16 protein-coding genes are annotated in these 14,098 nt (G+C 71.6%); 7 read left to right on the top strand and 9 right to left on the bottom strand.

The annotated features are described in order from the left end of the window. Positions 1-103 precede the first annotated feature (103 nt). From AMK19_RS25545 to AMK19_RS25525, 6 genes are read right to left on the bottom strand one after another with little or no spacing between them, the layout of a single operon-like run. Positions 104-583: a macro domain-containing protein gene (locus AMK19_RS25545; protein ID WP_073815660.1), complete on the bottom strand. Its 480-nt coding sequence runs from the start codon at positions 581-583 to the stop codon at positions 104-106. A gap of 38 nt (positions 584-621) precedes the next feature. Beyond that, on the bottom strand, positions 622-864 hold the full coding sequence (locus AMK19_RS36660) for a multicopper oxidase domain-containing protein (RefSeq protein ID WP_241844579.1): 243 nt from the start codon (positions 862-864) through the stop codon (positions 622-624). 60 nt (positions 865-924) lie between these two features. After that, entirely contained in the window at positions 925-2,088 is a 1,164-nt protein-coding gene (locus AMK19_RS25540) for a multicopper oxidase family protein (RefSeq protein WP_198953442.1), read from the bottom strand. Beyond that, the gene (locus tag AMK19_RS25535; protein WP_073815658.1) at positions 2,085-3,086 is read right to left on the bottom strand and encodes a TIGR03842 family LLM class F420-dependent oxidoreductase; all 1,002 of its coding nucleotides are present in this window, start codon (positions 3,084-3,086) and stop codon (positions 2,085-2,087) included. The genes AMK19_RS25540 and AMK19_RS25535 overlap by 4 nt, the downstream gene beginning before the upstream one ends. 36 nt (positions 3,087-3,122) lie before the next feature. Further along, positions 3,123-4,511, bottom strand: a complete 1,389-nt coding sequence (gene hydA / locus AMK19_RS25530; RefSeq protein ID WP_073815811.1) for a dihydropyrimidinase — start codon at positions 4,509-4,511, stop codon at positions 3,123-3,125. Positions 4,512-4,516: 5 nt separating this feature from the next. After that, positions 4,517-5,359 (bottom strand): nitrilase-related carbon-nitrogen hydrolase, encoded by an 843-nt coding sequence (locus tag AMK19_RS25525; RefSeq protein ID WP_073815656.1) that lies wholly within the window; start codon positions 5,357-5,359, stop codon positions 4,517-4,519. Positions 5,360-5,640: 281 nt separating this feature from the next. Here AMK19_RS25525 and AMK19_RS25520 point away from each other — a divergent pair, with 281 nt between their 5' ends. Continuing rightward, positions 5,641-6,342 carry a TetR/AcrR family transcriptional regulator gene (locus AMK19_RS25520; RefSeq protein WP_073815654.1) on the top strand — a complete coding sequence of 234 codons (702 nt, stop codon included), beginning with the start codon at positions 5,641-5,643 and terminating at the stop codon, positions 6,340-6,342. Continuing rightward, positions 6,339-6,704 (top strand): VOC family protein, encoded by a 366-nt coding sequence (locus tag AMK19_RS25515; RefSeq protein WP_073815652.1) that lies wholly within the window; start codon positions 6,339-6,341, stop codon positions 6,702-6,704. The genes AMK19_RS25520 and AMK19_RS25515 overlap by 4 nt, the downstream gene beginning before the upstream one ends. 16 nt (positions 6,705-6,720) lie before the next feature. Here the strand turns inward: AMK19_RS25515 and AMK19_RS25510 are convergent, their stop codons facing one another. Then, positions 6,721-7,617, bottom strand: a complete 897-nt coding sequence (locus tag AMK19_RS25510; RefSeq protein ID WP_073815651.1) for a serine hydrolase — start codon at positions 7,615-7,617, stop codon at positions 6,721-6,723. 201 nt (positions 7,618-7,818) lie between these two features. On the opposite strand from AMK19_RS25510, the gene AMK19_RS25500 reads away from it, so the two are divergent. Next, complete coding sequence (locus AMK19_RS25500; RefSeq protein ID WP_073815647.1) at positions 7,819-8,847, top strand: serine hydrolase domain-containing protein; 1,029 nt, start codon at positions 7,819-7,821, stop codon at positions 8,845-8,847. 13 nt (positions 8,848-8,860) lie between these two features. After that, on the top strand, positions 8,861-9,130 hold the full coding sequence (locus AMK19_RS35440) for a hypothetical protein (protein WP_143200389.1): 270 nt from the start codon (positions 8,861-8,863) through the stop codon (positions 9,128-9,130). Here the strand turns inward: AMK19_RS35440 and AMK19_RS25495 are convergent. Together AMK19_RS25495 and AMK19_RS25490 are read right to left on the bottom strand one after the other, a co-directional pair. Beyond that, complete coding sequence (locus AMK19_RS25495) at positions 9,127-9,792, bottom strand: response regulator transcription factor (RefSeq protein ID WP_073815645.1); 666 nt, start codon at positions 9,790-9,792, stop codon at positions 9,127-9,129. The genes AMK19_RS35440 and AMK19_RS25495 overlap by 4 nt on opposite strands. 36 nt (positions 9,793-9,828) lie before the next feature. Beyond that, entirely contained in the window at positions 9,829-10,839 is a 1,011-nt protein-coding gene (locus AMK19_RS25490; RefSeq protein ID WP_083647343.1) for a sensor histidine kinase, read from the bottom strand. 291 nt (positions 10,840-11,130) lie between these two features. On the opposite strand from AMK19_RS25490, the gene AMK19_RS25485 reads away from it, so the two are divergent. The 3 genes from AMK19_RS25485 to AMK19_RS25475 are packed head-to-tail and all read left to right on the top strand — an operon-like array spanning position 11,131 to position 14,044. Beyond that, entirely contained in the window at positions 11,131-11,886 is a 756-nt protein-coding gene (locus AMK19_RS25485) for an ABC transporter ATP-binding protein (protein ID WP_241844578.1), read from the top strand. Further along, the gene (locus AMK19_RS25480; RefSeq protein ID WP_073815641.1) at positions 11,883-13,223 is read left to right on the top strand and encodes an FtsX-like permease family protein; all 1,341 of its coding nucleotides are present in this window, start codon (positions 11,883-11,885) and stop codon (positions 13,221-13,223) included. Before AMK19_RS25485 ends, AMK19_RS25480 begins: the two co-directional genes overlap by 4 nt. Positions 13,224-13,249: 26 nt before the next feature. After that, positions 13,250-14,044, top strand: coding sequence for a DUF4097 family beta strand repeat-containing protein (locus AMK19_RS25475; protein ID WP_241844577.1), 795 nt, complete (start codon positions 13,250-13,252; stop codon positions 14,042-14,044). Positions 14,045-14,098: the final 54 nt, after the last annotated feature.

Raw genomic sequence — 14,098 nt, 5'->3', positions numbered from 1 at the left:
ATCCTCTCCCCCGCTCCCGGATTGCGTTTGCAAGCAAAGACAATCTAGGCAGGCTCCGCCGCGACGGTCAACACCGAATCCAGGCACCGGACTTGACGGACAATCAGAAATCGTAGACGGTCACGGGTATCCCCTGGTCGGCGAGCCGGGCCGTCACCAGCGGCTCGATGCGCTCCCAGCGGCCGCCCGCCAGTCCGCAGCCGATCCGCGGCATGTGGACGGAGGCGCCGAGCCGGCGGGCGTGGCCTTCGAGGGTGGCGAGGGCGGTGTCGATGGCCTCGTACCGCACGGGGACGCCGGTGGAGCGGCCGGTCTTCATGCCGCGCTGGCCGACCATGTTCGCCACCCACAGGTACGGCTCGACCTGCACCAGCTGGACGGCGCCGAGCCCGAAGTCGTTGCCGGCCCGTTCCCGGTGCCAGCGCCGGTAGGAGGCCTCCGGCTCGGGCCAGCGGCGCGACAGCGCGAGCACGAAGCCCTTGCCCCAGCCGCCGAGGTCGTTGCAGACGTGCGCGACGATCCGCACGCCCTTGCCCTGCGGCGCGGTGGCGTCCCCGCGCAGGTAGGTGATCGTCTGTTCCATCCGGGCATGCTGCCATCCGCCACCGACAGCCGCGCGGGTCAGTGCGCGTGCGCGACGCCCGCGTACCGTCGCGACACGCTGCTCTCCGTCCCGGGCTCGACGGTGACGAACTGGCCCATCATGCCGGCGTCCTCGTGCCGCAGCAGGTGGCAGTGGTACATGTACGGCTCGACGGGATCACTGAACGGGCCGAACCGCACGGCCAGCCGGACGGTGGTGCGGGCGGGGGTGAAGACGGTGTCCTTGTGGCCGCCGGTGGGGCGGCCGTCGGCGTCCAGCACCTGGAAGGCGACTTCGTGGATGTGGAAGTTGTGCGAGGTGCCGGTGGCGTTCTCGACCTCCTAGATCTCGACGGCGCCGGCGGGGACGACCTCGTCGATGCGCTGCATGTCCATCGGCCGGCCGTTGATGCTGTCGCGTCCGCTGAGCGTGAAGTGCCGGACCTTCGCGCCGGCGGGCGGCACGATCGGCTCGGGCGCGGGCAGTGCGGCAGGCAGCTCGGGCGCGGGGCTCAGGCGTTCGGCGGCGACGAAGCGGATCAGGTCGAGGTCGCCCTTGGCGATGTCGAGGCCGTTGTCGAGGGTGCGCAGCACGACGTTGTCGCCGGGCGCGAACCCGACGAGGATCTCGGCGCGTTCGCCGGGGGTGAGGTCGAGGGTGGTGGCCGCGACGGGGGCGGGCAGCAGTCCGCCGTCGGTGGCGACCTGGTGGAAGGTGCGCCGGTCGGCGAAGGCGAGGTGGTACATGCGGGCGTTGGAGGCGTTGAGCAGGCGCAGCCGCACGCGCGCGGTGGTGACGGTGAAGCGCGGGTTGTAGGTGCCGTTGACCAGGATGCGGTCGCCGAGGATGCCGAACGGGCCGCTCATCGGGTCGCCGTCGAGTCCGCCGCGTTCGGTGAGTTTCTTGTCCTGGAGGATCAGCGGGATGTCGTCGGTGCCGTAGGCGGTGGGCAGTCGGGTGTCCTGGTCGTCGTCGATCAGGAAGAGTCCGGCGAGGCCGCGGTAGACGTGCCGGGAGGTGGTGCCGTGCGGGTGGGGGTGGTACCAGGTGGTGGCGGCGGGCTGGTCGACGGTCCAGCTGGGGCTCCAGTGGCCGCCGGCGGCGATGAGTTGGTGCGGGCCGCCGTCCATGGCGGCGGGCAGCCGCATGCCGTGCCAGTGGACGGTGGTGGCCTCGGGGAGGGTGTTGCGGACGGTCATCGCGATCCGGTCGCCGCGGCCGGCGCGCAGGGTGGGGCCGAGGTAGGCGCCGTTGAAGCCCCAGGTGGTGGTGGGTTTTCCGGGCAGCAGTTCGGACTGCCCCGCGAACGTGATGAGTTCGAAGCGGCGCAGGCCGTCGGGTTCGGTGGCGGGGTTCAGCAGCGGCGGAATCCGTAGCGGGGTGGACAGGTCGAGCGGCGGGGGCGCGGGGTGCGGTTCGGCGTCGGAGCCGCAGCCCGCGGCGAGGCCGGCCGTCGCGGTGGTGCCGGAGAGGGCGGCGAGAGTGAGGAAGGTGCGTCGGTTCACGCGGTCAGCGCCGGGATGACGTGCTCGCCGTAGGCGTCGACGGTGGTTTCGCGGGCGTCGTGCATGGCGTACACGGCGAACTGGTCGACGCCCAACTCCCGTAGCCTGTGCAGCTTTTCGATGTGCGCCTCGACGGGGCCGAGCAGGCAGAAGCGGTCGACGACGGTGTCGGGGACGAAGTCGGTGGAGGGGTTTCCGGCGCGGCCGTGGTGGCTGTAGTCGTAGCCGTGCCGGTTCTTGATGTAGGCGGTGAGTTCCTCGGGGACGACGGAGGAGTGTTCGCCGTACCGGGCGACCAGGTCGGCGACGTGGTTGCCGACCATGCCGCCGAACCAGCGGCACTGTTCGCGGGCGTGGTCGAGGTCGTCGCCGACGTAGGCGGGCGCGGCGACGCAGACGGTGATGGCGCCGGGGTCGCGGCCGGCGTCCTCGGCGGCGCGGCGGACGGCCTTGACCATCCATTCGGTGAGGTAGGGGTCGGCGAGTTGGAGGATGAAGCCGTCGGCCTTCTGTCCGGCCAGGGCGAGCGCTTTGGGGCCGTAGGCGGCCATCCAGACGGGCAGCCGGCCGTCCTTGATCCACGGGATGCGGATCGGGCTGCCGTCGACGACGGCCTCGCGGCCCTCGGCGAGGTCGCGGATGGCGTCGACGGCCTCGCCGAGCCGGGCGAGCGTGTTGGGCGCCCGGCCGGCCACCCGCATCGCGGAGTCGCCGCGGCCGATGCCGCAGACGGTGCGGTTGCCGTACATGTCGTTGAGGGTGGCGAAGGTGGAGGCGGTGACCTCCCAGGTGCGGGTGCCGGGGTTGGTGACCATCGGTCCGACGTGCAGCCGTTCGGTGTGTTCGAGGATCTGGCTGTAGATCACGAACGGTTCCTGCCAGAGCACGGCGGAGTCGAACGTCCAGCCGTAGCGGAAGCCGTTGCGTTCGGCGCGGCGCATCAGGTCGACGACCGTGGCGGCCGGCGGGTCGGTCTGCAGGACGAGTCCGAAGTCCACTGCGGGGGTTCCCACTTTCAGAGGTGCCGGCGGGTCTCAGAGGTACTGGCAGGTGGAGCGGGGCAGGAAGGCGCCGTGGCCGGGGCGGCCGAGGTACTGGCCGCGGTCGAGGACGACCTCGCCGCGCGACAGGACGGTCTCCACCCGGCCGGTGACGGTGCGACCCTCGTACGCCGAGTAGTCCACGTTCATGTGGTGGGTGGCGGCGGACAGGGTGTGGGTGGCGTGCGGGTCGTAGATCACCACGTCGGCGTCCGCGCCGGGCGCGAGGGTGCCCTTGCGCGGGTAGAGGCCGAACATCCGGGCGGGCGCGGCGCAGGCGATGTCGATCCAGCGGCGGCGGGTCAGGTGGCCGTCGACCACGGCCTGGTGCAGCAGGTCCATCCGGTTCTCCACGCCGGGCAGGCCGTTGGGGATCTTCGAGAAGTCGCCGCGGCCGAGTTCCTTCTGCCCCTTGAAGCAGAACGGGCAGTGGTCGGTGGAGACGACCTGGAGGTCGTCGGTGCGCAGCCCGCGCCACAGCGCCGCCTGGTGGTCCTTGGGGCGCAGCGGCGTGGAGCAGACGTACTTGGCGCCCTCGAAGTCGGGTTCGGCGAGGTTGTCGGTGGAGAGGAACAGGTACTGCGGGCAGGTCTCGCCGAAGACCGGCAGGCCGAGGTCGCGGGCGGCGGCGATTTCGGCGAGCGCCTCGCGGGCGGAGACGTGCACCACGTACAGCGGCGCGCCGGCGACGCGGGCGAGTTGGACGGCGCGGTGGGTGGCCTCGGCCTCCAGCAGGGCCTTGCGGACTTCGCCGTGGTGGCGGGGGTCGGTCTCGCCGCGGGCGAGGGCCTGTTCGACCAGCACGTCGATGGCCGGGCCGTTCTCGGCGTGCATCATGACCAGCCCGCCGGTGTCGGCGGCCTGCTGCATGGCGCGCAGGATCTGGCCGTCGTCCGAGTAGAAGACGCCCGGGTAGGCCATGAAGAGCTTGAACGAGGTGACGCCCTCGCCGATCAGGCCGGGCATTTCGCGCAGCGTCGACTCGTTGACGTCCGACATGATCATGTGCAGGCCGTAGTCGACGGCGCAGCGGCCGCCGGCCTTGGCGTGCCAGGCGTCGAGGCCGGCCCGCAGCGAGGCGCCCTTGGACTGGACGGCGAAGTCGATGATCGTGGTGGTGCCGCCCCAGGCGGCGGCGCGGGTGCCGGTCTCGAAGGTGTCGGAGGCGAAGGTGCCGCCGAACGGCAGCTCCATGTGGGTGTGGGCGTCCACGCCGCCCGGGACGACGTACTTGCCGCTCGCGTCGAACACCCGCTCCGCGGTCCAGTGGTGGCGTCCGGGCAGGGCGAGGGCGACGACGACGCCGTTCTCGATCAGTACGTCGGCGTGCAGTTCGTCGGCGGCCGTGACGACCAGTCCGCCGCTGATCAGGGTCCGGGTCACGGCGCTCACGCCCCGGTGAGCGGGCCGTAGGCGTCGGGGCGGCGGTCCCGGTAGAACGCCCACTGCTGCCGGACCTGGTCGATCACGTCGAGGTCGAGTTCGCGGACGAGGAGTTCCTCGTGCTTGTCGGAGGCGACCTCGCCGACGAACCGGCCGCGCGGGTCGACGAAGTAGCTGGTGCCGTAGAAGTCGTCGTCGCCGTACTCCTCGACGCCGACCCGGTTGATCGCCGCGACGAAGTACTCGTTGGCGACGGCCGCGGCGGGCTGTTCCAGCTGCCACAGGTACGCGGAGAGGCCGCGGCTGGTCGCCGACGGGTTGTAGACGATCTCCGCGCCCGCGAGGCCGAGCGCCCGCCAGCCCTCCGGGAAGTGCCGGTCGTAGCAGATGTTCACGCCCACTTTTCCGACCGCTGTTTCGAACACCGGCCAGCCGAGATTTCCGGGCCGAAAGTAGTACTTCTCCCAGAATCCGTGCACCTGGGGAATGTGGTGCTTGCGGTACTTCCCGAGAAAGCTGCCGTCGGCGTCGATCACGGCCGCGGTGTTGTAGTAGAACCCGGCCTGTTCGACCTCGTACACGGGCACCACCATCACCATGCCGAGCTGCCGTGCCAGGGCGCACATCCGTTGCACGGTCGGGCCGTCCGGGACGGGCTCGGCCCAGGCGTAGTGCTCGGGTTCCTGCACCTGGCAGAAGTACGGCGCGTTGAAGACCTCCTGGAAGCCGATGATCCCCGCTCCCTGCGCGGCGGCGTCCCGCGCGGCCTTCTCGTGTGCCGCGATCATCGATTCCTTGTCGCCCGTCCACGCGGTCTGGAACAGGGCGGCCCTGACGATACGACTCATGGTCGCACTCCTCGCTCGAAGGCCCGACGGAAAAGGCACCGTAGATCGTCGAGACTAGGAGGTGAAGGGGGAATGCCGAAGTGCCACGCGGGAAGCGACGGAAATTCGACATCGGCACGATTTCCGGATCGTCTGTTTGTCGGTGGCGAACTCCTCCTCACCGCCTCCCCGCGTGCGCGCCGCACTGGACGGATGCGCGACGCCCGCCGGAGCCGGCGACGAGTTGCCGACGGACGCGCGACCCTTGACCGGAGTGAGCACTCACTCCGATACTGGCGGCCATGACCGACACCCCGCCCGAACGGCGGCGCAGAGCGCCCGCGATGGACGCCGAACAGCGGCGCGAGATGATCGTCCGAGCGGCGATGCCGCTGGTCGTCGAGCACGGCGGCGGGGTGACGACCCGGCAGATCGCCCGGGCCGCCGGGATCGGCGAGGGCACGATCTTCCGGGTCTTCGCCGACAAGGACGCGGTGCTGGACGCGTGCGTCGGCGAGGCGCTGCGTCCCGGGCCCGTGCTCGACCGGATCGCCGCGATCCCGCTCGCGCTGCCCCTCCCCGACCGGCTGGTCGAGGCCGCCGCCGCACTGCGCGCCCACCTGGACCGGCTGGGCGCACTGCTGGGCGCGCTGCACGCCACCGGCGGACGGGCCCGCATCGGCAGACAGGCCCGCACCGGCGCCGCGCCCGACCGCGCCGCGGGGACGCTGCCGGTGCGCCTGGCGCTCGCCGAACTGTTCGAGCCGGAACGGGAGTTGCTCCGACTTTCGCCCGACCGGCTGGCGGCCCTGTTCCTCGGCCTGCTGTTCGCCGGCGCGGCTGACGCGGCCGACGCGGCCGACGCGGCCGACGCGGCCGACGCGGCCGACGAACGGCCCCTGAGCTCCGCCGAGCTGGTCGACGTCCTCCTGCACGGCGCACTCACCGACCCCGCCACCCCTGCCGCCCCTGCCACCCCTGCGACCCCGGAAGGCCGATCGTGACCATCACCCTGAACCACACCGTCGTCCCGGCCGTCGAAAACGAGGCCGCCGCACACTTCTTCGCCGCCGTGATGGGCCTGGAGTACGCGGGCCCCGACCGCCACTTCGCGCCCGTCCGGGTCAACCCCGGCCTCACCCTGGACTTCCTGACCGTCCCCGACCCGGCCGGCCACCACCTGGCGTTCGACGTGGACCCGGCCACCTTCGACGGCATCCTCACCCGCCTGCACGCCACCGGCACCCCGTACGGCAACGACCCGTCCACGTCCGACAACGGCCGCACCGACCACCCGCTGTGCGCCCGCGGCCTCTACTTCACCGACCCGGCGGGCAACCTCTTCGAGGTCATGACCACCGCCTGAATCGCCTACTCCCGGTCTACTCCCGCAGGGCCGCGACCGCCTGCCTGGCGGCCTCGCCGATGGCGCGGTTGATCGCGGCGTCGTCCGAGCCCAACGGGGAGCGGGTGAGGACGGCGGCGGCGTACTGGCGGCCGTCCGGGAAGGAGACGACGCCGATCTCGTTGCGGACCACGCCGAGCAGGCTGCCGCTCTTGGCCGCGACCCGCACCGGCGGGCGGAACCCGCTCGCGATCCGGTGCCGGGTCAACTGGCTCGCCATCACCTTCCGCACCCGCGCGCACGCCGCGGCCGGGCCGGCCCCGTCGGTCCAGATCAGGCGCAGCAGTTCGGCCATGTCGCGCGGGGTGGTCCTGGTGCCGCGCGCCGGATCCATGGCGCGAGCGGTCGGCAACTTCCCGTCCGCGCGCGCCAGTTGATCCTTCGCGGCACCGGCCGCCCAGTCCTGAAGATCCGCCCAGTCGGCGCGGCCGAGGTCCTCGCCGATGCTGTCGAGCATGGTCCGCAGATCGGACTCGACGAAGGTGCCGGACAGGCCGAGCCGCGCCGCCGTCGCGTTCACCGCGTCGACGCCGACCCGGCCGAGCAGGGCGTCGGTGGCCGGGTTGTCGCTGATGGTGAGCATCAGCACCACCAAGTCCCGCCAGGACAAGGCCACTTCGTCCTCGAAAAGCGAGGTCCCGACCGGCCCGAACGTCCGCTCGGCGGCCCCCAGCACCACCCGCTCCCGCCCGTCCAGCCGCCCGTCGACGAACGCGCTCTCCATCTCCAGCGCGATCTGCACCTTGAACACCGACGCCGACACCATCGCCCGGTCCGCATCCAGCACGATCTCGCCGTCCCCCGCCACCTCCCGCACGCACAACGCGCCTTCGCAGCCGGCCCGTTCGAAGATCTCCCGCAGGTCTCCCGTCATGCCGCGGATTCTGCCGGCGCCACACGCGGGCCGAGCCCCCGGGTCCGCCGCCGGCGGGCCGCCCGACGCGCTGATCGCCGCCCTGGCGGCCGAGGGCGCCTCTACGATCCGAGGCATGTGCCACCTGCGACGCGGCTACGGCGGCCTGCTACCCGAACTCGCCTCGCTCGGTGCAAAGCTGACGATTGATCAGGAGATGCCGTGACCACCTCGTGGAAGCCCGCCCAGCTCACCGACCTGCGCGAGTGCCTTGAGCTGATGACCGCCGACGGGACCGTGCCCGGCGGCGTCATCGCCCACGGCGACCTGGAGGGGGAGCCCGGCTTCCTGACGGCCGGCATCGTCGCACCCGAGTGCGGCGACGCCCGCCCCGGCCCGGACACCGTCTACGACGCGGCCTCGCTGACCAAGGTGGTCGCCACCTGGCCGCTGATCGGCAGCACCGGCATCGACCTCGACGCCCCGGTCCACACCCTCCTGCCCACCGTCGCGGCCGTTGTGCCGGGCGGGAAGGTGACGGTGGGCCAGATCCTGGCCCACACCACGGGGCTGCGGGCCGACACCCGCCTCGACCAGTACCGGAACCGAAACCAGGACCTGGCCGCCCTGATCTGCGGCGAGGACTTGATCGCCGAACCGGGCGCCGGGCACCGGTACATCAACCGCGGCTTCATCCTCGCCGGCCTCCTGCTCGCCCAGGTGACCGGCCGCCGCCTGGACGAGCTGGCCGCCGACCTGTGGACCTCGCTCGGCATGACCAGCACCGCCTACGGGCCGATCGGCCGCTCCAGCCGGGTCGCGCCGACCGAACAGCGACTGGCCGGGGCCCCGCGGCTGTGGGGGATCCCGCACGACGACAACGCGGCCCTGCTGGGCGGCGTCGCCGGGCACGCGGGCGTCTTCACCACCGCCGCCGACCTGGCCACCTACGCGACCGCCCTGCTGAGCGGGCACCGCGACGGCACCGACCTGGGGCGCTGGCTGGCCCGCAGCACCGTCCCGCAGGCCGTGATCGAGCCGGGCCTGAACCGGGGCCTGGCCTGGCTCCTCACCGGCAACGGCCGAGTGGCCTACCACCACGGCTTCACCGGCACGAGCCTCTACCTCGCCCCGGCCACCGGCCGCTACCTGGTGATCTGCACCAACGCGGTCTACCACCACCAGGACAACCGCACCGCCCTCGCGCCCTTGCGCGCCCTCGCCCTCAAGGCGATCACCGCCGAACCCTAGGGAGAAACCGGCCGTGGCACCGACCACGCTCGCACCCCTGACCACCCTGCGCGGAGGCAGCAACGTCATCTGCGGCCGGATGGTCCTGGACAGCCTGCTGCCCACCGCGCGGCGCCGGCGCGTCAAGGCCCGCAGCCGCAAGAACCCAACGGGCAAGTACGGGCCGAACGCAGGAGAACACCCGCAAACCGCCCAGACCTACGCACTTTCTGTCGAGATCCACGTCATGGAAGACGGACTTGCATCACGCCTCCCGGTAGACGCAACGGCGTTGAAGTCCTAGTTGTATTCGAACCAGGTCAGGATGGCCTTCACCCGGCGGTTGTCCTCGCCGGAGGGCATGCCGAGTTTCACGAAGACGTTCCCCACGTGTTTGGCCACGGCGGCGCCCGAGAGGAACAGCTCTGCCGCGATCTCCGCGTTGGAGCGGCCTTCGGCCATGAGAGCGAGCACCTCCTGTTCGCGGGCCGTGAGCCGGGCGAGCGGGCCCCGCGGCGGGTCGGCGCGGGTGACGTGGCGAACCACCTCGGGGTCGATCACCACTCCGCCGCCGGAGACCGTCTCGACGGCCCGCAGGAACTCCGCCACTCTGCCCACCTTCTCCTTGAGCAGGTAGCCGACTGCCCCGTCGGCGCCCGGGCCGTTCAGGAGTTCGCGCACGTACGGGCCCGTGACGTAGGCGGAGAGGATCAGTACCGGCAGGTCCTGGTGCCGCGACCGAATGTCGATCGCGGCCCGGAGTCCGTCGTCGGTGTTCCCGGGCGGCATGCGAACATCCGTGATCACCAGGTCGGGGGCGGCTCCGGCGGCGGCGAGGTCGTCGACAGCGGCGACCAGTTCGTCGGCGTCCTCGCATTCGCGGATCACGTCGTGGGCGCTGGACACCAGGATCTCCCGGATTCCGGCGCGTATCAGCAGACTGTCGTCCGCCAGGATGATTCTCACAATCGATTTCCCATCGCTTTTCCCTGTCGAATTCCTTCACCACGGGGGTTGGGCCGGGGCGGATGCCACGACCTCCGTTCCGCCGCCCGGCGGGCTGATGATTTCGAGGTTCCCACCGACGCTCCGCATCCGCTCACGCAGCCCGGAGAGCCCGGATCCGGTGCTGATCCGCGCGCCGCCGGCGCCGTCGTCGCCCACCAGGACGCGGACGCCGCTCTCGGTGCACCGCATCTCGATCCGGGCGCTCCCGACGCCCGCGTGCTTGGCGATGTTCGTCAGGGCCTCGGAGACCGTGAAGTACACGGCCGTGGCGATCGGCGAGGAGAGCCGGGCGTCCGTACCGGTGCTGGTCAGTTCGACCTGCAACGGTGATCTGGCCACCAGTTCCCGGACGGCGGCGATGAGACCGAGATCGCTCAGTTCGCTGGGGTGGATGTCGCGCACCGTCTCCCTCAGCCGTTCGAGCGCGCGTTCCGCCTGGGCCTGGGCCTGGCGGGCCAGCTGGACGATCCGCGCCTGGTCGGTGGCCGTCGCTGCGGTTTCCAGGATTCCCAGGCGCATGACGAGGGCGACGAGTTCCTGCTGGGCGCCGTCGTGCAGGTCACGCTCGATGCGCCGGCGCTCGTTCTCGAAGGCCGCCGTCAGCGAGGCCCGGCTGGCGCGGAGTTCCTCCAGTTTCGCGAGCAGGTCGGGGTTCCGGCTCCCCGAGAAGGCCCGCAGGAGCAGGTCGCGGAGCAGGGAGATGCCGGCCAGCGCGCCCACGGTGACCGCACCGAGGGCGATTCCCGCGGGCACCGCCACGAGGGTTTCCCACAGGGCGGCCGGGGTGAACGGGCCGACTTGCGCGGCGATGCCGAAACCCCAGAAGACGGGGGAGAAAACCAGCGCCAGAGCGCCGACGAATCCGAAGAAACCCACCAACAGCGAGAGCACGGACAGGAGCACGGCGGTGACGAACACGGGGAGGTCGGTCCTCCACACCGACCGTGTCCGCAGCCGACCGGCCACCCACTGCGGCCAGCTGCGGCCGGCGGGTCGCAGCGGCATCGTCCGGACTCCGCACCACTGCGCCCTGGAGCGGTCCAGTTCGGCCACCACCGGAACCGAGACCGGCGCAGCGAGAACGGAAATCAGGAGAATCGGAAAGGCGACCGCTGCGACGAATTCGGTCAGCAGCCTCCGGGCAACACGAATCTGCGCCATGATCAACATTTTCGCACAGTTCGGATCGGTCGGGCGGTAGATCCAAGTCTACCTCCAATAGCAGTGCAGGCACCCGTGCACTCCACTGCCCGGCCCTGCTTTCCTTGATTCATGCCATTTTCCACTACCGCTCCCGTGCCGTGCATTCGTCTGCGCGGCCTTCGGACGGAATTCCCTATTCCCGGCCGCCGGGGCGAGACGACGCGCGTCCTGCACGACATCGACCTGGAGATTCCCGAAGGCCGGCTGACCGCCGTCGTCGGCCCCTCCGGTTCGGGCAAGTCGACGCTCCTGCTCTGCACGGCCGGGCTGGAACGGGCGACCGCGGGGTCCGTCGAGATCCTCGGGACGGACGTCCGCTCGCTCAGCCCCCGCAAGCAGGCCGCGTTCCGCAGCGAGAACATCGGCTTCGTCTTCCAGGAGTACAACCTCGTCAGCTCGCTGACGGTCGAGGACAACATCGCCCTGCCGGCGCGGCTCGCCGGCCGCCGGGTGCCCAGGGCGCGGGTCGAGGACGCCATGGCGCGGCTCGGCATCGCCAAGCACGCGCGGCGGCGCCCCGACCGCCTCTCCGGTGGCGAGCGCCAGCGCGTCGCGGTGGCCCGGGTGGTGGCGAACCAGCCGCGGATCGTCTTCGCCGACGAGCCGACGGGTGCGCTCGACCTCAAGTCGGGTCATGTGGTGCTCGACTGGCTGCAGGCGCTTCCCGCGCAGGGGAGCACGGTGCTCATGGTCACCCACGACCCTCATGCGGCCGCGCGGGCCGATCAGGTCGTGGTGATGGGGTCCGGGCGGGTACACGCCGTCATCCCCGGTGGCGACTCCCACGCGGTGGGCGACGCCGTCCTCGCGGCGCAGTCGGCGGACGAAGCGGGCGGGGAGGAGTCGTGATCCGGCTCGTACTGTCGGACATCCGCCTGCAGGCGTCGATGTGGTGGTGGACGCTCCTGTGCGCCACGGTCGGCGCGGCGTGCTCGGCGGGCTCGGCCATCGCGATGTTCACCGCCGTCTCGGCGGCGCGGGCGGCGGGTGACGCACGGATGGTCTCCGCGTCGATCGCCCTCGGCGGCAACATCGTCTTCTTCACCGTGCTCGCCGCCGTGGGCATCGTCGCCTCCGCGGTCGGTCTGACGCTGACGACCCAGCGGCGCGAGCACGCCCTGTGGGTGATCCTCGGGATTCCGCGCCACCGCGTCAGGTCCATCCTGCGGACGGAGATGGTGGTGCTGGGCGCGGTGGCCGGCGCGCTGGCCGCACCGCTCGCCCTGCTGGTCGCGGGTGTCACCCTCGCGCAGTGGAAGGGGACGGGTCTCGAACTGCACGGGGCCTCGGTCGGGTTCCGGTTCTGGTACGTCGGCGCGAGCGTGCTGTTCGGACTGGTCCCGTGCCTGCTCGGGGGCTGGGGCGTCACCCGGCGGGCCGCCCGGACGCCGGAGATGCGCGCCTTCCGGGACTACTCCGATCCCCCGGCGCGGCCGGGCGTGGCCCGTGCTGGCCTCGCCCTGTGCCTGCTCGCCGGTGTGGTCGGGATGTGGGTCCCCGGTCTGGGCCTCGAACTCAAGGGCGGGCTCGCCCAGCGGACGGCCTTCGCGTTCGCCGGGAACCTCTTCCTCGTCTGCCTGCTGCTGCTGATGGGGCCGTGGGTGCTCACCCCGCTGATGAAGCTCTGGACGGCGCTGGTGCCCTCGCGCGGCGTCGCCTGGCACCTTGCCGTGCAGTCGTGCCGGGCCCGCGCGACGAGGAGCGTCACCACGGTGCTGCCCTTCGCGCTCTCCCTGTCGTTCGTCGGCCTCTTCATGGTGATGGGGAAGGCCATGCCCGGAGGCAGCGCCGGGCTGGACAACATCCTGGTCGTGCTGGGCTGGGTCTTCGTCGTGTCCTGGGTCGGGGGCCTCGCCGTGATCGCCCTCGTCGGGCGGGAGCGCGCCCGTGACTCCGCCGTCGTGACGGTGGCCGGTGCGCGGCCGGGCGTGGTCACCCGGTCGATGGTCTACGAGGGGGCGATCTACGCGGGGACGGCGATCGTCTTCGGCGCGCTGTTCGTCGCCGTGTCGAGTCTCACCATCGCCCTGGGAGCCCGGATCGACGTCGTCCGGGTCCTGGCGGGCCTCCCCTGGGCCACGCTCGGGGCGCTCGCCGCCGGGACGCTGGTCACCACCTGCCTCGCGCTGGTCCTGCAGGCGGCCCGGGTGTCGCGCACGGTCGCGGTCCGGGCGCTGCGCCCGTAAACCGGGGTGCGGGAATCCACACCACCATGTTCGTTGACGAAGGAAGAATTTCGATGGAACCGACCACCCGCACGCTTCTCGCCCTCGGCGGAGCCGCGCTCCTCTGCCTCGCCGCCACGGCCTGCACCACGGACGGCGCATCGGCCGACGCGACCGTGGAGTCGAAGTCCTTCGACTTCACCGGTCGCAGCCTGACCGTCAACTCCGGTTCCGCCGACCTCGTGCTGGTGGCCGCCGACATCGAGGGCATTCAGGTGGAACGACGGGTCAGCGGCAGGAAGGTCGGCGGGGAGGTGGGGTCCGGCTGGCAACTCGAAGGGGGCACGCTCACACTCTCGCTGGACTGCACGGGGATCTCGGTGGGCTGCAGCGCGAAGTACACCGTGAAGGTGCCGCGCGCCGTCGCCGTCACCGCCGAGAGCGGCAAGGGGCGCATCGAGGCCACCGGCTTCACCGCGGACTTCTCGGCCAGGACCGCCGGCGGCGACGTCCGGTTGTCGGACCTCCACGGAGCCAAGCTGGCCCTGGAAGGCGGCGACGGAAGCATCGAGGGCGACGGGATCTCCGCCCGGTCCGTCAGCGTCACGTCGCGCAACGGCAACGTCGACCTGGGCCTGGCCGCCGTGCCCGACCTGGTCGACGTGCAGAGCAGGGACGGCGACGTCGAGCTGGGCCTGCCGGAATCGACGTACGCGGTCCGCACGGCCGCGAAGAAGGGCGACGTCACCGTGAACGTCGCGAAGGACGACGCGAGCGGCCATTCCGTAGCCGTCCGGACCCGCAACGGCAGCATCGCCATCGGCAAGGGCGGGAAGTCCTAGCCACCGCGCAGCAACCGGGCGGGAAGCGTTCGATCGACGGTTCTCCCGTACCCG

Origin of the sequence: Kitasatospora sp. CB01950 (genome assembly GCF_001905465.1) — a bacterium.
Lineage (GTDB): Bacteria > Actinomycetota > Actinomycetes > Streptomycetales > Streptomycetaceae > Kitasatospora.
The sequence above is the reverse complement of the archived record's forward strand: the minus strand, read 5'-3'. Positions and strand labels throughout refer to the sequence as shown.

Excerpts from the sequence above, each read along its gene's own strand:
- AMK19_RS25545 (WP_073815660.1), bottom strand. The coding sequence starts at position 583 with ATGGAACAGACGATCACCTACCTGCGCGGGGACGCCACCGCGCCGCAG.
- AMK19_RS25525 (WP_073815656.1), bottom strand. The coding sequence starts at position 5,359 with ATGAGTCGTATCGTCAGGGCCGCCCTGTTCCAGACCGCGTGGACGGGC.
- AMK19_RS25520 (WP_073815654.1), top strand. The coding sequence starts at position 5,641 with ATGACCGACACCCCGCCCGAACGGCGGCGCAGAGCGCCCGCGATGGAC.
- AMK19_RS25510 (WP_073815651.1), bottom strand. The coding sequence starts at position 7,617 with ATGACGGGAGACCTGCGGGAGATCTTCGAACGGGCCGGCTGCGAAGGC.
- AMK19_RS25490 (WP_083647343.1), bottom strand. The coding sequence starts at position 10,839 with ATGCCGCTGCGACCCGCCGGCCGCAGCTGGCCGCAGTGGGTGGCCGGT.
- AMK19_RS25475 (WP_241844577.1), top strand. The coding sequence starts at position 13,250 with ATGTTCGTTGACGAAGGAAGAATTTCGATGGAACCGACCACCCGCACG.